We start from the raw sequence: 20,220 nt of genomic DNA, 5'->3' as shown, positions 1-20,220 counted from the left end.
AGTCTATAGGTGTCGCTGATTTTCTTATGGAAACACGAATGGGCAACATCATCATCGTCATCAACGGCCCCAATCTCAACATGCTGGGAAAAAGGGAACCGGGTATCTATGGTGGCAAGACGCTGAAAGACATCGAGAATGATTGTCTTGCTGCTGGTGCAGATCTCGGGTTCGCTGTGGAATTCCGCCAGTCCAACCACGAAGGCGTGCTCGTGGACTGGTTGCATGAGGCGGGAGAGAGAGCGGCAGGTGTCGTCATCAATCCCGGCGCCTACAGCCACACCTCGATCGCGCTGCATGACGCCATTCGTGCGATTTCCACGCCCGTCGTGGAAGTGCATATTTCCAACATCCACGCGCGGGAAGAGTTCCGTCACAAATCGATGGTATCGCCCGCCGCGAAGGGCATGGTCTGCGGTTTCGGACCATATGGCTACATCATGGCGCTTCACGCGCTGAAGAACATCACGGCATAAAAAGAAACAAAGAATAGGGTTTGTCATGTCTGAAAAGAAACAGGGTATCGACAAGGAACTGATCCGCGAGCTCGCGAATATCCTCAACGATACCGACCTTTCGGAAATCGAAGTGGAGCAGGAAGACCTGCGTATCCGCGTTTCCCGCGCCGCTCCGCCCACCACGGTATATGCCGCAGCGCCCACCGGTTACGCAGCACCGGCGCCAGCCCCTGCAGCGGCGGCAGTTGCCGCTCCGGCAGCACCTGCGGTCGCCGCAGCACCTGCCCGCAACCCGGCCAATACCGTTACCTCGCCAATGGTCGGCACGGTTTACCTGTCGCCTGCTCCGGGCGCACGTCCGTTCGTCGAAGTGGGCGCGACCGTCAAGGAAGGCCAGACCATCCTCATCGTCGAAGCCATGAAGACCATGAACCAGATCCCGGCTCCGAAGTCCGGCAAGGTCGTGGAAATCGTCGTCAACGACTCACAGCCCGTGGAGTATGGTGAAGCTCTCGTGGTCATCGAATAAAGGCGGTTCAGCATGGTTTCGAAGATCCTCATAGCCAACCGCGGCGAGATTGCGCTGCGCGTCCTGCGCGCTGCCAAGGAGCTTGGCATTCCGACAGTCGCCGTGCATTCCACCGCAGACGCGGACGCCATGCATGTGCGCCTTGCCGACGAAAGTGTGTGCATCGGCCCGCCGCCTTCGCGTGACAGCTACCTCAACATCCACCAGATCGTTGCGGCCTGCGAAATCACCGGTGCGGACGCCGTTCACCCCGGTTACGGCTTCCTGTCGGAAAACGCCAAGTTCGCCGATATCCTCGACGCGCACGGCATTACCTTCATCGGACCGACCGCAGAGCATATCCGCCTTATGGGCGACAAGATCACCGCCAAGCAGACCGCACAGGAACTCGGTATTCCCGTGGTTCCCGGCTCCGACGGCGAAGTGAAGCCCGAGAATGCGCTCGAAATCGCCCGGACGATCGGCTTCCCGGTCCTGATCAAGGCGACGGCAGGTGGCGGCGGTCGCGGCATGAAGGTAGCGAAGACGGAAGCGGATCTCGACGAGGCGGTCTCGACGGCCCGCTCCGAAGCGGCAGCTGCCTTCGGCAACGACGCCGTTTACATGGAAAAATACCTCGGCAAGCCGCGCCATATCGAAGTGCAGGTTTTCGGCGACGGGGAAGGCAACGCCATTCATCTTGGCGAACGCGATTGCTCGCTGCAGCGCCGTCACCAGAAGGTGCTGGAAGAGGCGAACTCCCCGGCCCTCACCGTTGAACAGCGCATGAAGATCGGCGAAATTTGTGCAAGCGCCATGCGCAAGCTGAAATATCGCGGTGCCGGCACCATCGAGTTCCTTTACGAAAACGGCGAGTTCTATTTCATTGAAATGAACACGCGTCTTCAGGTGGAACACCCGGTGACGGAAGCGATCACCGGCATGGACCTCGTGCAGGAACAGATCAGGGTTGCTTCGGGACAGGGCCTGTCGGTCACGCAGGCGGATATCGAATTCCATGGCCATGCCATCGAATGCCGTATCAATGCCGAGGACCCGCGCACATTCGTTCCCTCCCCCGGCACGTTGACCTATTTCCATACGCCGGGCGGCCTTGGCGTGCGCGTCGATTCGGGTGCCTATCAGGGCTACAAGATCCCGCCTTATTACGACAGCATGATCGGCAAGCTTATCGTTCACGGTCGCGACCGTGACGAATGCATCCGCCGTCTGCGCCGGGCACTGGACGAGTTCGTCGTCGACGGCATCAAGACCACGCTCCCGCTTTTCCAGGATCTTCTTCAGAACGAAGATATCCTCAGCGGCAATTACGACATTCACTGGCTGGAAAAATACCTGGCCGGTGATGCGTCTCACTAAGAGATATGGTTGGGCGGCGCAGCAAAAATAACGGCATAACCGTCGATATATTGCTGCGCGCCTATTCCGCCGGCCTGTTTCCGATGGCCGATTCGGCTGATGATCCCGAGCTTTTCTGGGTCGAGCCGGAAATACGCGGAATCATTCCGCTCAACGATTTCCACATTTCCAAAAGCCTCGCCAAGGCGATGCGCAAGAAGCCGTTCGAGATACGCTTCAATACCGCTTTCGAAGCGGTGATGGCAGGATGTGCGGCTGAAGCGCCGGACAGGCCGAGCACTTGGATCAACGCCACAATTCGCAAACTCTACACCGAACTGCACCAGATCGGCCATGCCCATAGTGTCGAGGCGTGGGATGGCAAGGAACTTGTCGGCGGACTTTACGGTGTATCGCTTGGGGCCGCATTCTTCGGCGAGAGCATGTTTTCCCGCCGCACCAACGCCTCGAAAATTTGCCTCGTGCATCTGGTGGAGCGGCTGAGAGCAAGCGGTTTCGTGTTGCTCGACACTCAATTCACCACCGAGCATCTGAAGACATTCGGCGCGATCGACGTGCCGAAGCAGCAATATGCGAAAATGCTCGATCAGGCCGTCAACCAGCCAGACCTGCAATTCTAAAAATCATAACGTAACGTTATTTGCTTGCCGTTGAGGGAGCGGGAACTTCAGAGTCCTGCTTGCAGCCCGTCAGCCATACGTCGTAGATCGGGTGCTCGACGGCATTGAGGCCGGGGCTGTCGGCGAACATCCAGCCAGTGAAAATCCGCTTTATCTTGCGGTCGAGAGTGATTTCATCCACCTCGATGAAAGCATCGATCTTCTGGGCTTCCGTCTGGTCGCGCGAATAACAGACCTTAGGCGTCACCTGGAGCGCGCCGAACTGAACCGTTTCGTCGATATAGACATCGAAAGACGTAATGCGGCCGGTGATCTTGTCGATGCCGGAAAACACTGCCACGCGGTTTTCAAGACGGGCGGCGGAGACGGGCGATACGAGGATGACAGCAGAGACCGCTGCAAACAGCGAGACTGTCAGCGCACGCAAAGAACGATCCCGCGTGAATATCCTCATACGATATGTCTCCAAAAAATTGCCTGTGTCGGGACGACGACCGGATCAACGCGTAAGGGCGGAATGTGGCAAAAACCGGTGAGGTCGTGTGCCAAGCGCGGCGTTTTGCACAACACCGCGCATCGCAATGCTCATTTTGCCCTGCTCAGTTGCCGGGGGTCCAGGCATCGTAGTCGCCGGTTACGCGCGGACGCTCGCCTGCGACCGCCAGCGATCCCTGTGGGCGATAGGCCTTGGATGTGCCGGTGAGGTTGGCCTGATGCGCCTTCTGCCATTCCCGCGGAACATATGTTTCCTGGCTCGGCGGCACGTCGGTGCGGTAGTGCATCCAGCCATGCCAGCCGGGCGGAATGGCCGAAGCTTCGGCATAACCGTTATAGATCACCCAACGGCGCGGCATGCCCCAGGAGGTGGTGCCGCCTTCGTAATAGGTGTTGCCCAACTCGTCCTGTCCGACCTTCTTGCCGAAACGCCAGGTGTGAAACCGCGTTCCGATCGTCTGGCCGTTCCACCAGGTGAAGATTTGCGTCAGGAGAGTCTTCATTATGCGTTCCTCGGGCTTGAATGCGCCGCAGCGATTTTCCGTGCACGGCACAAGACAAGCTTATGCCGCCCCTCACGGCGATTGTCCAGTATTTCCCGATATATCCGCGCTATTTCAGCTTCATCCTGAAACCGAAATGCCGCTTCTCGAAACCCAGCCGCTCGTAAAAGCGATGGGCATCGAGCCTCGCCACGTTGGAGGTGAGCTGCACGGCTTTCATGCCACTGGCGCGCGCTTCATCAAGGCAATAGTTGATCATGACCGCACCTATGCCACGGCCGCGCATGTCGGGCCGCGTCTGCACCGCTTCAATCACCATGGATTTGGCGCCGCGCCCGATAAGCTTGGTCAGGATGGCCGTCTGGAAAGTGCCGACGATCTCGCCGTCCAGTTCCGCCACGTAAAGCGTCTCGGTGGGGGACGCCTCGATATCGCGGAAGGCCGCGAGATAGTCCGGCAGCGCCGATTCGTCGGCGGTATCGCCGTGGCCTCCGATTTCGTCAGCGGCATAGATGGCCGCGAGTGCGGGAACATCCTCTTGCCGTGCCGTGCGGATTATCAGCGTATCTAATGTCGCATTCATCGTTTCAGGCTCTTTTCCATGACGATACCGGGAAAACCATCGATACCCGCCATGCGCTCGATTCGGTCAACCTCGGTAAATCCGACGCCTTCATAAAAGGCTATTGCGACAGTATTTTTGGGCTCCACTTCCAGACGCATGATTTCCGCATCCGGAAAGCAGGTTTCAAGCTCGGCGAAGAGATCGCGGCCGACGCCCTGACGCTGGAATTCAGGCCCGACATAAAGCTGGTGCAACAGGGCCGTCTTGCTCATCTTCGCAGACATGGAAGCATAAGCCATACCGCCGATCTGCCGGCCATTGTCGGCCACCAGAAATTCGCCGCCCTTTTTCTCGATGCGGTCCTTCATGGCCTGTGGCGAATGCCATGCGGCAATCAGCTCCTTCACCTTGTCTGCGCCGTAGATCGCGTCATAGGTCGCATGCCAGGTGGTAGCCAGAAGCGCCCGGACCGGCTCGATATCGCGCTGGCTTGCCGTGCGTATGAAAAACATGATGTTTGCTCCGTCTCGAAACAGAAATGCCGGGCGTGATCCCGGCATAAATCAATGTCAGACCCAGTGCTCGACGTCATCCTCGGGCTTATGCCGAGAATGACGGATGAGAACTTGCTACTTCAACGCCTTTGTACAGGCACGGGAAGCAGCGTCCGCTTACTCGTCCTCGATGCCGAGCTTGGCCTTCACCAGCGCCTGCACGGCCTGCGGGTTGGCCTTGCCGCCCGTCGCCTTCATGACCTGGCCGACGAACCAGCCGGCAAGCGCTGGCTTCGCTTTCACCTTCTCGACCTGATCGGGGTTGGCGGCGATGATCTCGTCCACAGCCTTTTCGATGGCGCCGGTATCCGTCACCTGCTTCATGCCGCGCGTCTCGACGATTTCGGCCGGGTTGCCACCCTCGTTCCAGACGATTTCGAACACATCCTTGGCGATCTTGCCGGAAATGGTCTCGGACTTGATGAGATCGATAATGCCGCCCAGCTGTTCGGGAGAAACCGGCGTCGTCTCTATGTCCTTGCCTGATTTGTTCAGCGCACCGAGAAGATCATTGATGACCCAGTTGGCGGCGGCCTTCGGATCGCGGCCGGCAGCAACCGCCTCGTAATAATCGGCGATCGCCTTTTCCGAAACGAGGATCGAGGCGTCGTAGACCGACAGGCCAAGATCGGCGACGAAACGGGCCTTCTTGTCATCAGGCAGTTCCGGCAGATCGACCTTCAGCGCCTCGACGAAAGCATCGTCGAACTCGAGCGGCAGCAGGTCCGGATCAGGGAAATAGCGATAGTCATGCGCGTCTTCCTTGGAGCGCATGGAACGCGTCTCACCCTTGCCGGGATCGAACAGGCGAGTTTCCTGATCGATGACACCGCCGTCTTCGAGAATGGCGATCTGGCGGCGCGCCTCATATTCGATGGCCTGGCCGACGAAGCGGATGGAGTTGACGTTCTTGATCTCGCAGCGCGTGCCGAAACCTTCGCCGGGACGGCGCACGGAGACGTTGACGTCGGCGCGCATCGAGCCTTCGTCCATGTTGCCGTCGCAGGTGCCGAGATACCGCACGATGGACCGCAGCTTGGTGAGATAGGCCTTTGCCTCATCCGACGAGCGCATGTCGGGCTTGGAGACGATTTCCATCAGCGCCACGCCCGAACGGTTCAGGTCCACGAAGGACATGGTCGGGTGCTGGTCGTGCATGGACTTGCCAGCGTCCTGCTCCAGATGCAGGCGCTCGATGCCGATCTCGATATCCTCGAAATTGCCCTGACGATCCGGACCGAGCGAAATCGTGATGATGCCCTCACCGACGATCGGGTCCTTGAACTGCGAAATCTGGTAGCCCTGCGGCAAATCCGGATAGAAGTAGTTCTTGCGGTCGAAGATCGAACGGTTGTTGATCTTGGCCTTCAGGCCGAGACCGGTGCGCACCGCCTGCTTGACGCATTCCTCGTTGATGACGGGAAGCATGCCGGGCATGGCGGCGTCCACCAGCGACACGTTGGAGTTCGGCGCATTGCCGAAAGTGGTCGAAGCGCCGGAAAACAGCTTGGAATTGGAGAGAACCTGCGCATGCACCTCCAGGCCGATCACGATTTCCCAATCGCCGGTGGCGCCGGGAATGAAGCGTTTCGGGTCGGGGGTGCGCACGTCTACAAGGGTCATATGAAGCTCACGATATACGGGTTCTTTGGCCTTGGTGGGTAGAACAAATGGAGCGCGGGCGCAAGACATCTTGCACCCTGTCGCGCCAGGCACCGGATTTTCGCCGGAACCGGACACGCGTTTTTTACGGTTCTCAGTTTCTATTCACGTCATGACCATGATCGCTCTCTGCTTCATGACCTATATGGCCTTCAATCTTTTCGTCTTTCTTGTCTATTGGTGGGACAAGGAGGCGGCGAGAAAGGGTGGCTGGCGCATTCGGGAAAGTACTCTGTTATTGCTTGCTTTTATTGGCGGCAGCATGGGCGCAGTCTCGGCTCAACGCCTGCTGCGGCACAAAACCCGCAAGGAACCCTTCCGCAGCATCCTGATATCCATCGTAATTTTACAGGTGGGCCTTGTCGCGTCCCTCGCCATCATGCCGGACTGGCCGATACGGCTTGTAACCGGCCTGCAGACGCTCTCTCAGAACCCCGGCCCATAAAGGCCGCTCTCGACCTCGACCAGCTGCTTTTGCAGGCCGACGGATTGCACGTCGCGATCAAGCTTCGGCGCATAGGAGACGGAGAGCCAGTGGACGCTGTAACCGTGATGACGGAAAAAGGCGACCGCCGGTTCGTTCTGCGCATGGGTTTCAAGCCGGATGGTTTCGAAATCACGTTGCAATATCTGCCGTTCGATATCCGCAAGCAGGAGGCTGCCCATACCTCTGCGCTGAAAATCCGGATCGATCCAGAAATCGGAAATCGCCTCGTTGAAATGTTCCCGTGCCGCCCATCCGGCAACCGCGCCCCCGAACTCGGCCACGCGGATGGCAAGCCAGGACGAGCGGGTGAAATTGGAAAAGGCACTGGCTGCGTTATCGTAAAGCGTCGCGGTAATGCCGAGCGCGGTTGTGGCCTGCCGCCATGCCCTGAGGCCGATGGCTGCCAAAACCTCCGCTTCCTGCTCCTGCGCATTGCGAATGACGATCAAGCCGCGCCCTCCATGGCCCAACGAAGTAAAGCACCGGCGGTGCGATTCGGCCAGTGCGGTTTCCACACCGCCCTGCCCGCCGGGTCGGGTGATGCCCCGTGGGACTTGACCGCACACGTCTCCCCCGCTAACCAAAAAGAGCAAACAAGGAGCTTTTATGTTCGCTCAATCGGAGTCCCGGTAACGGCCCTGCCCGCAAGTTTCTTGCGCGCCGGGCCATGATGAAACCGACCTGGATGCCTTAACGGCACCCGGACTTGTTTTCATGCGTCTAGAAGACGCCGACCGGATTTCCGACAATGGACATTTCCCGCGCCGAACAGCGCATTCTTCACCTGCTCGCCCAGGGCGGCAGCATCGAACTCGTTCGAGACGACCATCACAAAATCGAAAAACTCGCGCTCTATACGCGCGACGGCTGGATTTTCAGCGGCCTCGATCTCCTCACCTTCCGCAAACTGAAACGGAAGAGAGCCATCGCCTCGTCAGGCGGCAAGCCTTACCGCATCACGACGCGTGGCTTGGAACTCGTACGGGGTGAGCTGGACAATCGATAAAAACAAACGGGCGGCACTTGATGCCGCCCGTGACAATTATAGAGCTTTTGTTCAGCCGCTTACCACCACTTGGCAGGCGTGAACTTGCCGGCAGCCTGCTCAATGGCATGCGCCGTCTTGAAGAGCGTCTCTTCTTCGAAAGGCTTGCCGATGAGCTGCAAGCCGAGCGGCAGGCCCTTGCCGTCCAGGCCGGCAGGCACCGAGAGGCCGGGAAGACCGGCCATGTTGACCGTGATGGTGAAGACGTCCTGGAGGTACATCTTCACGGGATCGGAAGCGAGTTCCTCATCACCGACAGCGAAGGCGGAAGACGGGGTAATCGGCGCCAGAATGGCGTCGACGCCCTCATGGAAGACGTTTTCGAAATCGCGCTTGATCAGCGTGCGGACCTTTTGCGCCTTCAGGTAATAGGCGTCGTAATAACCGGCTGAAAGCACGTAGGTGCCGACCATGATACGGCGCTGCACTTCCTTGCCGAAACCGGCTGCACGGCTCTTCTCGTACATGTCGGCAATGTCCTTGCCGTCGACGCGCAGGCCGTAACGTACGCCGTCATAACGAGCGAGGTTGGACGAAGCTTCCGCGGGCGCGACGATGTAATAGGCAGGAAGCGCGTATTTGGTGTGCGGCAGCGAGATATCGACCACTTCGGCACCGGCTTCGCGCAGCCATTCGACGCCCTTTGCCCAGAGCTTTTCGATTTCTTCCGGCATGCCATCGACGCGATATTCCCTGGGGATACCGATCTTTAGGCCCTTGAGCGACTGGCCGATGGCCTTTTCGTAATCCGGCACCGGCAGGTCGACGGAGGTCGTATCCTTTGCGTCAACGCTCGCCATCGTCTTCAACAGGATAGCGGCGTCGCGCACGTCACGTGCGATCGGGCCGGCCTGATCGAGCGAGGAAGCATAAGCAACGATGCCGTAACGCGAGCAACGGCCATAAGTAGGCTTGATGCCGACGGTGCCGGTAAAGGCCGCCGGCTGGCGGATGGAGCCGCCGGTGTCGGTTGCCGTGGCGCCGGCGCACAGATGCGCGGCAACGGCTGCGGCCGAACCGCCGGAGGAACCACCGGGCACCAGCTTCTGCTCGGAGCCATTGGCGCGCCAGGGGTTGATGGCCGGACCGTACCAGGAGCTTTCGTTGGACGAGCCCATGGCGAACTCGTCCATGTTGAGCTTGCCGAGCATGACGGCGCCCTGGTCCCAGAGGTTCTGGGTGACGGTCGATTCGTATTTCGGCTTGAAGCCATCGAGAACATGCGAACATGCCTGCGTGTGCACGTCACGGGTGGCGAAAAGGTCCTTCACGCCGAGCGGAACGCCTTCCAGCTCGCCCGCCGCGCCTGCGGCGATGCGGCCATCGGAGGCTTTCGCCATGTCGCGCGCCTTTTCAGGCGTCAAGGCAACATAGGCGTTCAGTGCGCCGTTGGCTGCGTCGATGGCGGCAATATAGGCGTCGGTCAGCTCGAGGGCGGAAAACTCTTTCGCCTTCAGCTTTTCGCGGGCTTCGGCAATGGTCAGGCTCGTCAGGTCGGTCATGGTCGGCAACGGCTTTCGAAATCTTGGAAAAATCGGGCGGCAAACGGCGGTCGGATTACTCGACCACTTTCGGAACCATGAAGAAGTCCCGGTCGGTCGCAGGCGCATTGGCGACGATGTCTTCCGCCTTGTTGCCGTCGGTGACGACGTCGGCACGCTTTTTCATATCCACGGGGGTAACGGAGGTCATCGGCTCGACGCCGTCAACATTCACTTCCGAAAGCTGCTCCACGAAACCGAGTATGCCGTTCAACTGGCCAAGCATATTTTGTGCTTCGTCTTCAGTAACAGCGATACGGGCGAGGCGCGCAACGCGCTTTACGGTGGCGAGATCGACGGACATGGTTCTACTCCGGTCAGAATTTTCCTAACCGCTATAATCACCATGTCCGCCATTCGCAACGGTAGAAAGCATGTCGCGTAAAACTGTGTAGCGGTTTTGCTGTAGCGACATGCGTCAGCAAAATGTCAGAAGGACAGTATTTCACCCGGCTTCGGCGTGTGGACGCGCGCATCCGAGCCTTCCATGCCGGCCACGAACTTCTCCGGCGTCTGGTCAACGATCGGGAAGGAACCGTAGTGGCAGGGAATGACGTTGGCGAATTTGAAAAAGCGCTGGCAGGCGAGTGCAGCCACCGCACCACCCATGGTGAAGCGGTCGCCGATTGGCACGAGACCGATATCCGGCTGGTGCAATTCGTTGATGAGCTTCATGTCGGAGAAAATATCCGTATCGCCCATATGATAGACGGCCGGACCGTCTTCGAAATGCAGCATCAGTCCATTGGCGTTGCCGAGTGAATGAGAAACTCCATCCTCGGTGATCTGGGCGGATGAATGCAGCGCATTGGTGAAGGTTACGGAAAAACCGTCGAAATGTACCGTGCCGCCGGTATTACCCATATCGACCTTCGCCACGCCCTTGGTGGAAAGCCAAGCGGCGAGATCGGCATTGGCAAGCACCGTCGCGCCCGTTTCGCGAGCAAGCTGGACGGTATCCCCCACATGATCGCCGTGGCCGTGGGTCAGGAGAATATGGGTGATGCCTTCAGCCGCGCTTTTCGCATCCTGTCCGGCAAAACCGGGATTGCCGGTGAAAAACGGATCGATAAGGATCTTCGCGCTGCCGTTTTCAAGGCGGAAGGCGGAATGGCCGAGCCAGGTGATTTTCATGGGAAGTTCTCCTTTGTATTGCCCGTATATTATGACATAGGACGGCTTGAACAACCGCACTACCGATATTTCAGAGAGGCGACAATGGCCGCGGATAATGACGATTACGTGTATGACGAGGCGACCGGCGAATGGCGGCCTGCGTCCGAGCTGGCCGCAGAAGCTTTGCGCGCGAACGAAGTGCGCGATGCTGCAGGCAACGTGCTTGCGGATGGTGACCAGGTAACGCTGATCAAGGATCTGAAGGTCAAAGGCACCAATACGGTCATCAAGCAGGGCACTGTCATCAAATCGATCCGCCTGACCGGAAATCCGGAAGAAATCGATTGCAGGCACGAGACGGTCAAGGGTCTGGTGCTGCGCACCGAATTCGTCCGCAAAAGATAAGGGACAGCATACGACATGGCGATACTTACCATCGAGGAGCTCGCGGAAACGCTTCAGCCGGCACAGGCGATTGCGGGCCTCGACCTTGGGACGAAAACCATCGGACTTGCCATGTCGGACCTGTCGCGGCGCTTCGCCACGCCGCGCCCCGTCATCAAACGGGTCAAATTCACTCGGGATGCCGAGGTGCTGCTGGCCTTTGCCGAAAAGGAAAAGGTATCCGCTTTCATCATCGGCCTGCCCATAAACATGGATGGATCGGCCGGACCACGCGCGCAGGCAACACGCGCCTTCGTTCGTACCATGGGGGAGAAAACCGCCCTGCCCTTCATTTTCTGGGATGAACGGCTTTCAACCGTCGCCGCCGAACGTGTGCTTCTGGAAATGGATGTCTCACGCGCCAAACGGGCCGAACGCATCGATTCGGCAGCTGCAAGCTTCATTCTTCAGGGCGCGCTGGACAGGCTTTCGGCACTCGCCCGCGCAACGGGCTGACATCCCTGCCACCAATTGGCAATTTGTTTTCGCTTGCGGAAAGCAAGGATCGCAAAAACAATCAGGCTGTCGACCGCTATGGCGCGCGCGACCAGCGGCGGCAGGCTTTCCGGCGGCAGGCCGAGGATATTGCCGTAAATCTGGAATACCAGATCATGCGTCTGGCGCGTCAGCATGAAGAAGCCGAAGCTCAAGTCGTAATAGGATAGCCAGTACCAGCTGCCGAGAAATGCAACGGGACCGGCCCAGAGGATCAAAAACCACTTCATGCAGTCTGCTCCCGCGTGAAAATCGTATCGGGAATGCCAGCAAGCACCGCCCAGCGCACCAGAGCCATCAGGCAAAGGTTAAACGCTGGCGCGTCAATATCCAACGGCAGCATAGCAAAAAACGTCATCATGACGCCCAAAGCTGTCCAGCGGCTCACTTGCGGCTCCCTTATACGCAGTCATTGCGCATGGTTAACATTTTGTTAATTCACACTGGACCGGTAACCATGGCTAAGCAAATGAAAGCTGTCGGTATGGTTAACGGTGGCGGGTCCGGCTGTGGAAAACACCCCTCACGAAGCCAACGGCATGCGATGCCGCAAGGTTGCCGGACCGCTGAAAACATGGTTGATTTTTCGTTAAATAACGGCCGATTTTGTTAGGGTGACCGTCTCGCCCGGCTCGTTACGCCAGGTTCAGCCGTAAACGCCGCGCACCAGTCTTTTGACGGCGGTTGCAATCTTGTCCCAGTCCTTGTCCGACTTCAGCGGCACGCCGGCGAACTGGCCGCTGGTGGCGGCGGAAATCACGAGATGCTGGATGGCGGCGAACAACACGGCATTGACAGCTGCGGTATCTACGCCCTTGGGTGCTGCCAGCGATCCGCGCATGCGCTCCAGCCATTTGCCGAGCGATTTGGCACGGGCTTCGGCAAGCTGCCTGACCTGCGGCGAGCCATCCGACACTTCCCAGGCAATAATCTTGCAGACGAGAGGATCGCTGCGCAGCGCATCCATGAAATAAAGCGCCAGCTTTTCCATGAGATCGCCATAGGTCAACAGGAACATGCCGCCGGTATCTTCAGGAATACGGTCTTTCACCCAGGATCCGAGATCCTCGCCGATCGCCTCGATCAACCCTTCCAGACCGCCGAAATAACGGTAGATCAGCTGCTTGTCGCATCCGGCGCGGCGGGCAACGGCATTGATGCCAAAACCCTGAAAGCCCTCTTCGGCCAGAAGCGACCGGGCCGCCTCAAAAATCGCCTTTTCGGTCGCAGCGCGATCCTTGATGCGCTTTTCCGGCTTGTCGGCTGAAATCACCTCTGCGGTCGCCAGCATGCTTCCCTACCCGTCTTTTAAAAGGCCTGACCCAACGGGTTAACAAAGCATGAAGACGAGGACAATGCAGCGCAGCGGCTGGGGAGAAGGTTCCTGTGGATGAATGAAGATCGAGGACCCGTACCCCGCAAATAATCACTCCAGCGCCATTCCAAACCACACGGTGCCTGGTGTGTCGTGGGTTTCGAGACGTTTGAAGCCGCGGGTTTCCCAAAAGCGAATACCCGCCTGGTTGCGCTCGCTGGCGCCGAGGTGGATGCCGTAGACGTTGTTTTGTCTCGCCATATCGAGCCAGCGCGACAAAAGCCGCGTGCCGCCGCCCTTGCCCTGCGTGCGTGGCAGAAGGTTCAGGTGGATATGGGCCGGAAACGGATCGGTCAGCCAGGTTGGCGTGTGGCGCGGGTGGTGGATGAAATGTGCACGGCGCTGATCGGCGTCCCATGTTTGCTGGTCGCCAACGGGGTCGGGATAAAGGGCGCGCAGATGCGGCCACCACTCATGCTCCAGCCGCTCATCATGCAAGGCGGTATCGAGCGCGCCGGCGATGTAACCGCAGACACCCTCTTCGTCTTCCGCCACAAAAACGGCATCGGGCCACAGATGCAGATAAGGCACGGAATAGATATGCCCCACCATGCGGCCATCGCGATAAAGCGGGGTGGCATCCTGCCCGGCATCGCCGGTGGCAAGACTGATGGCGTAGAGCGCCTCTTCATCTTCAGGACGGGCGGAGCGGAAGGTCAGCATCTGCTATCGACCTCCATCTCCATGCGCGCGCACGCGCCCAACGACTTAAAGACAGAAATACGCCCCACGCCAACGCCTTTTCTCAAATCCGATACCCCTCCCACAGGGACTGCAACAACAGCTTTCCACCCTTTATCGGTCAGGACGCGGGCGGATACAATAAATCGATTATATAATTCGGATCAAAGCGAGAATCGAGCATGCCGTAAGTATGTCGCCAACCACCCGCCAGACGGGTTTCGAGGAAGGCGTCTGCGATCTTGCCGGCGCCGAGCCGGCAAAGCTCTGCGGCAGCGGCAGCAAGTGCGAATTGCTCCACCAGCAGGCGGGCAGCACCCTCATCGCGTTCGGCAAGCGCGATTGCGGCGCGCAGCACATCCGTGGTCTTTTTTCCGGCGGGTCCGAGGTCGCGCTCCAGCGTCTGGAAAACGAGATCGAACAGATCCTTGCCGCGCTGAAGAACACGCAGCACATCCAGCGCCATGACGTTGCCGGAGCCTTCCCAGATGGCATTGACCGGCGCTTCGCGGTAGTGGCGGGCAATCGGCCGTTCTTCCACATATCCGTTGCCGCCAAGGCACTCCATCGCCTCGTAAATCAACGCCGGCGCGATCTTGCAGCACCAGTATTTCACAATCGGCGTCATCACCCGCGCATAGGCCGCCTCGGAGGCATTGTTGCGGGCGGCATCGAATGCCGATGCCAGCCGGAAGGAGAGTGCCGTTGCTGCTGCGACATCCAGCGCCATATCGGCGAGAACGCGCGTCATGATCGGCTGGCTGACCAGCGTCTTGCCGAAGACGGAACGGCCGCGTGCGAAATGCACGGCTTCGGCGAGCGAAGCGCGCATCATGCCTGATGATGCCAGCGCGCAGTCGAGCCGCGTCAGCGTCACCATGTCGAGAATGGTGCGCACACCGCTGCCGGGTTCACCCAGAAGATAACCGAAAGCATCGGTGAACTCGACTTCGGCGGAGGCGTTGGAGCGGTTGCCGAGCTTGTCCTTCAGGCGCTGGAAATGCAGGCCGTTGGCGGAACCGTCTTCCAGATAACGCGGCACCAGGAAACAGCCCATGCCGTCGCCCATCTGCGCCAGCATGACGAAACCGTCGCTCATCGGCGCGGACAGGAACCATTTGTGGCCGGACAAGCGATAGATGCCCTCGCCCACCCGCTCCGCCGTGCTGCGGTTGGCGCGCACATCCGTGCCGCCCTGCTTTTCCGTCATGCCCATGCCGACGGTGACGGCGGTTTTCTGCAAGGCCGGCTTCTGCGAGGAATCATATTTCCGCGACAGTATCTTCGGCACCCATTCCTTCTGCACACGCGACGAGGTCATGATGGCTGCGACGGAGGCGCTGGTCATGGTCAACGGGCAGAGATGCCCGGCCTCGAGCTGCGAGGTCAGATAAAATTTGGTGGCGCGCGCCTTGTGTTCATTGCCGCGCGTTTCGGCTGCATTTTCCCAGACGCTGGAATGAAGACCCGATGACATGGAACGGCGCATCAGTGCGTGCCATGCGGGATGGAACTCAACCTGATCGAGACGTTCGCCGCGCGGGCCATGCGTGTGCAGCTGCGGCACGCCCTGATTGGCCATGCGCGCCAGTTCCTGCGCTTCGTGCGAGGTGACGTAACGGCCGAGCTGGTCGAACTCGTCCCTCAGATTGCGTGACAGGCCGGATGTGAGGTCGACGATCAGCGGATCGGAACGATAGGCATTGATACCGGACCATAGGCTAGGCTGGTTTAGTTCGGCGAGCGATTCTTCTGTCCGGTTCATGCCTGTCATTCGCATCCTTCTATCGGGATTCGTGCTTTATTGCGTGTATATGCCAAAACCCGGCTTATCGCATGCTTGCCCGCAAAGCCACCTGTCTTTATAGACCCGTTGACTATTGCGACCCGGAGGACAATTTCCATGGTCTATTTTCCCCACCGCCATCTCCTCGGCATAAAGGGGCTTTCCCATCAGGATATAACCCTGCTTCTCGACAAGGCCGACGAAGCGGTGAAAATCAGCCGTCAGCGCGAGAAAAAAACCTCGACGCTTCGGGGCCTCACGCAGATCAACCTGTTCTTCGAAGCTTCGACCCGGACACAATCCTCCTTCGAGCTTGCCGGAAAACGGCTTGGCGCCGATGTGATGAACATGTCGGTCAGCAATTCCTCGGTGAAGAAGGGCGAAACGCTGATCGACACGGCGATGACGCTGAACGCCATGCGCCCCGATGTGCTGATCGTGCGTCACTCCTCGGCCGGTGCCGCAGCCCTTCTCGCGCAGAAGGTTGCCTGCTCCGTGGTCAATGCCGGCGACGGCCAGCATGAACACCCGACGCAGGCCCTTCTCGACGCGCTGACCATTCGCCGCGCCAAGGGTGATCTTTCGGGAATAACGGTGGCGATCTGCGGCGACGTACTGCATTCGCGCGTTGCCCGCTCCAACATCATCCTGCTCAACCAGATGGGCGCGCGCGTGCGCGTCGTGGCTCCCGCGACGCTTCTTCCCTCCGGTATCCGCGACATGAGCGTCGAGGTCTTCCATGACATGAAGGAAGGCTTGAAGAACGCCGATGTTGTGATGATGTTGCGCCTGCAGCGCGAGCGCATGTCCGGTTCCTTCGTGCCTTCGGTGCGCGAATATTTCCACTATTACGGTCTCGATGCCGAAAAGTTGAAGGCAGCGAAAGAAGATGCGCTGGTCATGCATCCCGGCCCGATGAACCGTGGCGTGGAAATCTCATCCGAAGTGGCTGATGGTCCGCAGAGCGTCATCGAAAGCCAGGTGGAAATGGGGGTTGCCGTGCGCATGGCTGTCATGGAAACCCTGCTTGTCTCGCAAAATCAGGGTGAGCGCGTATGAGTGCCGTGACCGTTCTCAAAAACCTTCGCATCGTTGATCCCTCCCGCAATCTGGACGAGGTGGGCAGCATCGTCATCGGTGCCGACGGCACGATCCTCGACTCCGGCGGGCAGGCACACAACCAGGGTGTGCCCGAGGGTGCGACGGTTCGCGACTGCAAGGGGCTGCTGGCCGTTCCCGGTCTGGTGGATGCCCGCGTCTTTGTCGGTGAGCCGGGTGGCGAACACCGTGAAACCATCGAATCCGCTTCCCGCGCGGCAGCGGCCGGCGGCGTCACCAGCATCATCGTCATGCCGGACACCGACCCCGTTATCGACGACATTGCGCTGGTCGAATATGTGAAAAAGGCGGCACGCGACAAGGCGCTCGTCAATGTGCATCCCGCCGCAGCCCTGACCAAGGGCCTCAACGGCGAGGAAATGACCGAGATCGGCATGCTGAAGGAAGCCGGTGCGGTTGCCTTCACCAATGGCCGCAGGGCGCTTTCCGACACGCTGGTGTTGCGCCGCGCCATGACCTATGCGCGCGAATTGGGTGCGGTGATTGCACTTGAGACCCGCGACAAATATATCGGCGGCGGCGACATGAACGAGGGGCTTTTCGCAAGCTGGCTCGGTCTGTCCGGAATCCCCAAGGAAGCCGAGATCATTCCGCTGGAGCGCGACCTGCGCATTGCCGGTCTGACGCAAGCGATCTATCACGCCGCCAAGATTTCCGTGCCGGAATCGGCAGAAGCGATCCGTCTTGCCCGGCAGCGGGGCGTCAAGGCGACCTGCGGCATCTCGATCAACCATCTGACGCTGAACGAGAACGATATCGGCGAATACCGTACCTTCTTCAAGCTCTCACCTCCCTTGCGCGCCGAAGACGACCGCAAGGCCATGGTCGAGGCGCTGAAGGATGGCACGATCGACATCATCGTTTCCTCGCACGACCCGCAGGACGTGGACACCAAGCGCCTGCCCTTTTCGGATGCGGCAAGCGGTGCGGTGGGGCTGGAAACCATGCTGGCGGCGGCGCTTCGCCTTCACCATAGCGGCGAGGTTCCGCTGATGCGGCTGATCGATGCGCTTTCCACCCGCCCGGCGAAAATCTTCGGACTGGATGCGGGAACGCTTAAAGCCGGCGCGAAGGCTGATATCACGCTGATCGACCTGGACGAGCCTTGGCTGGTTGCGAGAGATCAACTGGTGTCGAAATCCAAGAATACGCCGTTTGAGGATGCCCGTTTCAGCGGCCGCGCTGTCGCCACTTATGTGGCTGGCAAAGCGGTTCATTCCTTGGCATAAGATCACGGGCATGGGATCACGCAGGCGCGCGACGAGAGGGAACGTTGAATGAGTGCTTTGACTGACTGGCAGACGGCGCCTGCCCTTCTCGCGCTTGCGGCGCTGATTGGCTATCTATTCGGCTCGATACCCTTCGGCCTGCTTCTTACCCGCATGGCGGGGCTGGGCGATGTGCGCAAGATTGGTTCCGGCAATATTGGCGCCACCAATGTGCTGCGCACCGGCAACAAGAAGCTCGCCGCAGCGACATTGCTGCTCGATGCGCTGAAGGGCACCGCCGCAGTGCTCGTCGCCAATGCGCTCTGGGGTTACGAGGCGTCGCTGGTTGCCGGTTTCTTTGCCTTTCTCGGCCATCTGTTTCCGGTGTGGCTCGGTTTCAAGGGCGGCAAGGGCGTGGCGACCTATATCGGCGTGCTTTTAGGCGCTGCCCCCCTGATGATGCTGGCTTTTGCGCTGATCTGGCTCGCAACCGCGTTCATCACCCGGTATTCCTCGCTGTCGGCGCTGGTTGCCATGCTTGTGATCCCGGTCGCCCTATGGATAGTCGGGCCTGAAAAGACGGCGCTTCTGGTAACGTTGCTGAGCGTGATTTCCTGGTGGAAACACCGGGAAAACATCGCACGGCTTCTGGCCGGCACGGAAAGCAGGATCGGGCAAAAGGGCTAAGGCCAGCTTTAGGGATACGTCATGCCGCATGAGGAAACGACACGGCAGGGCATCGAGCTTTCCGCGCGGCAGCGGGTCGCATGGCTTCGGCTGATCCGCAGCGACAATATCGGCCCCGTCACCTTCCGCGAACTCATCAATCATTTTGGCAGCGCTGAAAAAGCGCTCTCTGCCCTGCCCGATCTTTCAAGGCGCGGCGGTTCATTGCGCAGCCCGCGCATTGCCACACAGGCGGAAGCGGAAGACGAAATCGAAACGGCTGAAAGATTCGGCGCTCGCTTCGTCGGCATCGGTGAGCCGGACTACCCGCCTGCCCTGCGACAGCTCGACGGCGCGCCGCCACTGATCGCCATGAAGGGCTCGGCTTCCACCGCAACAAGACCTTGCGTCGGCATCGTCGGATCACGCAACGCCTCCATCAACGGCGCGAAATTCGCCGCGATGCTGGCGCGCGATTGCGGTCGTGCGGGCTATACGATCGCTTCCGGGCTGGCACGCGGCATCGATGCGGCAGCGCACCGGGCAAGCCTTGCAACCGGCACGGTGGCCATGCTGGCGGGCGGTCTCGACCGTCCCTACCCGCAGGAAAATTTCGGGCTCTTGCAGGACATCTACGAAGAGGGCGGCGCGACGATCAGCGAAATGCCCTTCGGCTGGGAGCCACGCGCTCGGGATTTCCCCCGCCGCAACCGGCTGATATCGGGCGTCTCGCTCGGCGTCGTCATAGTGGAAGCGGCGGAACGATCCGGTTCGCTGATCACGGCGCGGCTTGCCGGCGAAGCGGGGCGGCTGGTTTTCGCCGTACCAGGCTCCCCACTCGATGCGCGCTGCGAAGGCACCAACCGGCTGATCAAGGAAGGCGCGATGCTGACCACGGGGGCGGTCGATATTCTCGATGCGCTACGACCGCTGATGGAACCGCAATTGCCCTATGACCGCAAGGTCGAGGAACCACGATCCGATGAGGAAATGTCACCACCCGGAGATGACGAGCGTAGCATCGTTGCTGCCGCTCTCGGGCACTCGCCCGTCGAAACGGACGATATCATTCGCCACACGGGTTTTTCCGCAGCCACGGTTCACATGGTGCTGCTGGAACTCGATATTGCCGGGCGGTTAAACCGGCACGCCGGGGGGCGGGTTTCGCTCCTCGCGGATTGATAGCTTGCGCCGCCCGCTCTGGATATCGCCGACTTCCACATAGGCCATTTCAATCAGATAGCACAGCATGTCGGCGCCCTCGCGATTGGCGACGAGCCTCAGTTCCGCGAGCATCTGGCGAATGTAAGCCAAGTTCTCTCTGGTCCCTTCATTATCGGCATTATTGTTTGTTGCGTTCGGGACCATATATCTATCCTGGAATTTCAACCTGAAACAAAGATCATTACGTCAATTCAAATCATGTTGGTCACTATAACAAATTTACCAAAGATTGCAATACAACGACAGATTATCCATAGGTTGCAATTGCCTTGGAGCGATAAAATCGGG

Annotated in this window: 27 protein-coding genes; 12 read left to right on the top strand and 15 right to left on the bottom strand. The window is 59.4% G+C overall.

What is annotated here, in order from left to right:
• Nucleotides 1–38: 38 nt before the first annotated feature.
• Genes aroQ through aat form a run of 4 tightly spaced genes read left to right on the top strand, consistent with a single transcriptional unit; the run spans nt 39 to nt 2,966 of the window.
• Nucleotides 39–476 (top strand): type II 3-dehydroquinate dehydratase, encoded by a 438-nt coding sequence (aroQ, locus tag F617_RS0112705; RefSeq protein WP_019565501.1) that lies wholly within the window; start codon nt 39–41, stop codon nt 474–476.
• Between the two features lie 25 nt (nt 477–501).
• Nucleotides 502–987, top strand: coding sequence for an acetyl-CoA carboxylase biotin carboxyl carrier protein (accB, locus tag F617_RS0112700; protein ID WP_003512759.1), 486 nt, complete (start codon nt 502–504; stop codon nt 985–987).
• 12 nt (nt 988–999) lie between these two features.
• Nucleotides 1,000–2,346, top strand: coding sequence for an acetyl-CoA carboxylase biotin carboxylase subunit (gene accC, locus F617_RS0112695; protein WP_013635980.1), 1,347 nt, complete (start codon nt 1,000–1,002; stop codon nt 2,344–2,346).
• Between the two features lie 5 nt (nt 2,347–2,351).
• Entirely contained in the window at nt 2,352–2,966 is a 615-nt protein-coding gene (gene aat, locus F617_RS0112690; RefSeq protein WP_003512757.1) for a leucyl/phenylalanyl-tRNA--protein transferase, read from the top strand.
• 16 nt (nt 2,967–2,982) lie between these two features.
• Here the strand turns inward: aat and F617_RS0112685 are convergent, their stop codons facing one another.
• The 5 genes from F617_RS0112685 to gatB all read right to left on the bottom strand — a co-directional run bounded on the left by F617_RS0112685 (nt 2,983) and on the right by gatB (nt 6,706).
• Complete coding sequence (locus F617_RS0112685) at nt 2,983–3,420, bottom strand: DUF2155 domain-containing protein (RefSeq protein ID WP_013635979.1); 438 nt, start codon at nt 3,418–3,420, stop codon at nt 2,983–2,985.
• Between the two features lie 145 nt (nt 3,421–3,565).
• A complete protein-coding gene (locus F617_RS0112680) occupies nt 3,566–3,964 on the bottom strand; it encodes an NADH:ubiquinone oxidoreductase subunit NDUFA12 (RefSeq protein ID WP_013635978.1) in 399 nt (132 codons plus the stop codon).
• A 109-nt stretch (nt 3,965–4,073) separates the two neighbouring features.
• Nucleotides 4,074–4,547: a GNAT family N-acetyltransferase gene (locus tag F617_RS0112675; RefSeq protein ID WP_019565500.1), complete on the bottom strand. Its 474-nt coding sequence runs from the start codon at nt 4,545–4,547 to the stop codon at nt 4,074–4,076.
• A complete protein-coding gene (locus F617_RS0112670) occupies nt 4,544–5,041 on the bottom strand; it encodes a GNAT family N-acetyltransferase (RefSeq protein ID WP_003512751.1) in 498 nt (165 codons plus the stop codon). The genes F617_RS0112675 and F617_RS0112670 overlap by 4 nt, the downstream gene beginning before the upstream one ends.
• 159 nt (nt 5,042–5,200) lie before the next feature.
• The gene (gene gatB, locus F617_RS0112665; protein WP_026330819.1) at nt 5,201–6,706 is read right to left on the bottom strand and encodes an Asp-tRNA(Asn)/Glu-tRNA(Gln) amidotransferase subunit GatB; all 1,506 of its coding nucleotides are present in this window, start codon (nt 6,704–6,706) and stop codon (nt 5,201–5,203) included.
• 151 nt (nt 6,707–6,857) lie between these two features.
• On the opposite strand from gatB, the gene F617_RS0112660 reads away from it, so the two are divergent.
• Complete coding sequence (locus F617_RS0112660) at nt 6,858–7,190, top strand: DUF1294 domain-containing protein (protein ID WP_019565498.1); 333 nt, start codon at nt 6,858–6,860, stop codon at nt 7,188–7,190.
• On the opposite strand, the gene F617_RS0112655 is transcribed toward F617_RS0112660, so the two are convergent.
• The gene (locus tag F617_RS0112655) at nt 7,172–7,681 is read right to left on the bottom strand and encodes a GNAT family N-acetyltransferase (protein WP_019565497.1); all 510 of its coding nucleotides are present in this window, start codon (nt 7,679–7,681) and stop codon (nt 7,172–7,174) included. The genes F617_RS0112660 and F617_RS0112655 overlap by 19 nt on opposite strands.
• Nucleotides 7,682–7,980: 299 nt before the next feature.
• On the opposite strand from F617_RS0112655, the gene F617_RS0112650 reads away from it, so the two are divergent.
• A complete protein-coding gene (locus tag F617_RS0112650) occupies nt 7,981–8,238 on the top strand; it encodes a YjhX family toxin (protein WP_003512746.1) in 258 nt (85 codons plus the stop codon).
• A 59-nt stretch (nt 8,239–8,297) separates the two neighbouring features.
• Here F617_RS0112650 and gatA read toward each other — a convergent pair whose 3' ends face one another.
• From gatA to F617_RS28705, 3 genes are all read right to left on the bottom strand, one after another.
• Nucleotides 8,298–9,779 (bottom strand): Asp-tRNA(Asn)/Glu-tRNA(Gln) amidotransferase subunit GatA, encoded by a 1,482-nt coding sequence (gene gatA / locus F617_RS0112645; RefSeq protein ID WP_019565496.1) that lies wholly within the window; start codon nt 9,777–9,779, stop codon nt 8,298–8,300.
• A 55-nt stretch (nt 9,780–9,834) separates the two neighbouring features.
• The gene (gatC, locus tag F617_RS0112640) at nt 9,835–10,122 is read right to left on the bottom strand and encodes an Asp-tRNA(Asn)/Glu-tRNA(Gln) amidotransferase subunit GatC (RefSeq protein WP_003512734.1); all 288 of its coding nucleotides are present in this window, start codon (nt 10,120–10,122) and stop codon (nt 9,835–9,837) included.
• A gap of 125 nt (nt 10,123–10,247) precedes the next feature.
• Nucleotides 10,248–10,952 (bottom strand): metal-dependent hydrolase, encoded by a 705-nt coding sequence (locus F617_RS28705; protein ID WP_003512733.1) that lies wholly within the window; start codon nt 10,950–10,952, stop codon nt 10,248–10,250.
• Between the two features lie 84 nt (nt 10,953–11,036).
• Between F617_RS28705 and F617_RS28700 the strand changes: the two genes are divergently transcribed.
• Both F617_RS28700 and ruvX read left to right on the top strand, forming a co-directional pair.
• Nucleotides 11,037–11,339, top strand: a complete 303-nt coding sequence (locus F617_RS28700; RefSeq protein ID WP_003512732.1) for an alkylphosphonate utilization protein — start codon at nt 11,037–11,039, stop codon at nt 11,337–11,339.
• A gap of 15 nt (nt 11,340–11,354) precedes the next feature.
• Complete coding sequence (gene ruvX, locus F617_RS0112625) at nt 11,355–11,834, top strand: Holliday junction resolvase RuvX (protein ID WP_003512731.1); 480 nt, start codon at nt 11,355–11,357, stop codon at nt 11,832–11,834.
• Here the strand turns inward: ruvX and F617_RS0112620 are convergent.
• From F617_RS0112620 to F617_RS0112600, 5 genes are all read right to left on the bottom strand, one after another.
• Entirely contained in the window at nt 11,786–12,103 is a 318-nt protein-coding gene (locus F617_RS0112620; RefSeq protein ID WP_019565495.1) for a DUF6105 family protein, read from the bottom strand. The two genes, ruvX and F617_RS0112620, sit on opposite strands and share 49 nt — an antisense overlap.
• The gene (locus F617_RS28360) at nt 12,100–12,261 is read right to left on the bottom strand and encodes a hypothetical protein (RefSeq protein WP_013635969.1); all 162 of its coding nucleotides are present in this window, start codon (nt 12,259–12,261) and stop codon (nt 12,100–12,102) included. Before F617_RS28360 ends, F617_RS0112620 begins: the two co-directional genes overlap by 4 nt.
• 258 nt (nt 12,262–12,519) lie before the next feature.
• A complete protein-coding gene (locus F617_RS0112610; protein ID WP_003512728.1) occupies nt 12,520–13,164 on the bottom strand; it encodes a TetR/AcrR family transcriptional regulator in 645 nt (214 codons plus the stop codon).
• Between the two features lie 135 nt (nt 13,165–13,299).
• On the bottom strand, nt 13,300–13,911 hold the full coding sequence (locus F617_RS0112605; protein ID WP_019565494.1) for a GNAT family N-acetyltransferase: 612 nt from the start codon (nt 13,909–13,911) through the stop codon (nt 13,300–13,302).
• Nucleotides 13,912–14,050: 139 nt separating this feature from the next.
• Nucleotides 14,051–15,703 (bottom strand): acyl-CoA dehydrogenase family protein, encoded by a 1,653-nt coding sequence (locus tag F617_RS0112600; RefSeq protein ID WP_013635968.1) that lies wholly within the window; start codon nt 15,701–15,703, stop codon nt 14,051–14,053.
• Nucleotides 15,704–15,832: 129 nt separating this feature from the next.
• On the opposite strand from F617_RS0112600, the gene F617_RS0112590 reads away from it, so the two are divergent.
• Genes F617_RS0112590 through dprA form a run of 4 tightly spaced genes read left to right on the top strand, consistent with a single transcriptional unit; the run spans nt 15,833 to nt 19,890 of the window.
• Nucleotides 15,833–16,774, top strand: coding sequence for an aspartate carbamoyltransferase catalytic subunit (locus F617_RS0112590; RefSeq protein ID WP_003512724.1), 942 nt, complete (start codon nt 15,833–15,835; stop codon nt 16,772–16,774).
• Nucleotides 16,771–18,063: a dihydroorotase gene (locus tag F617_RS0112585; protein ID WP_013635967.1), complete on the top strand. Its 1,293-nt coding sequence runs from the start codon at nt 16,771–16,773 to the stop codon at nt 18,061–18,063. The genes F617_RS0112590 and F617_RS0112585 overlap by 4 nt, the downstream gene beginning before the upstream one ends.
• 48 nt (nt 18,064–18,111) lie before the next feature.
• Nucleotides 18,112–18,729, top strand: a complete 618-nt coding sequence (plsY, locus tag F617_RS0112580) for a glycerol-3-phosphate 1-O-acyltransferase PlsY (protein WP_003512722.1) — start codon at nt 18,112–18,114, stop codon at nt 18,727–18,729.
• Nucleotides 18,730–18,750: 21 nt separating this feature from the next.
• The gene (dprA, locus tag F617_RS0112575; protein WP_019565492.1) at nt 18,751–19,890 is read left to right on the top strand and encodes a DNA-processing protein DprA; all 1,140 of its coding nucleotides are present in this window, start codon (nt 18,751–18,753) and stop codon (nt 19,888–19,890) included.
• Here the strand turns inward: dprA and F617_RS0112570 are convergent.
• Nucleotides 19,846–20,076, bottom strand: a complete 231-nt coding sequence (locus tag F617_RS0112570) for a hypothetical protein (protein ID WP_019565491.1) — start codon at nt 20,074–20,076, stop codon at nt 19,846–19,848. The two genes, dprA and F617_RS0112570, sit on opposite strands and share 45 nt — an antisense overlap.
• Between the last annotated feature and the right edge of the window lie 144 nt (nt 20,077–20,220).

This window comes from Agrobacterium sp. 10MFCol1.1 (genome assembly GCF_000381165.1).
GTDB lineage: Bacteria > Pseudomonadota > Alphaproteobacteria > Rhizobiales > Rhizobiaceae > Agrobacterium > Agrobacterium tumefaciens.
Note: the sequence above shows the minus strand (reverse complement) of the source record. Positions and strands in the feature narration are given on the sequence as shown.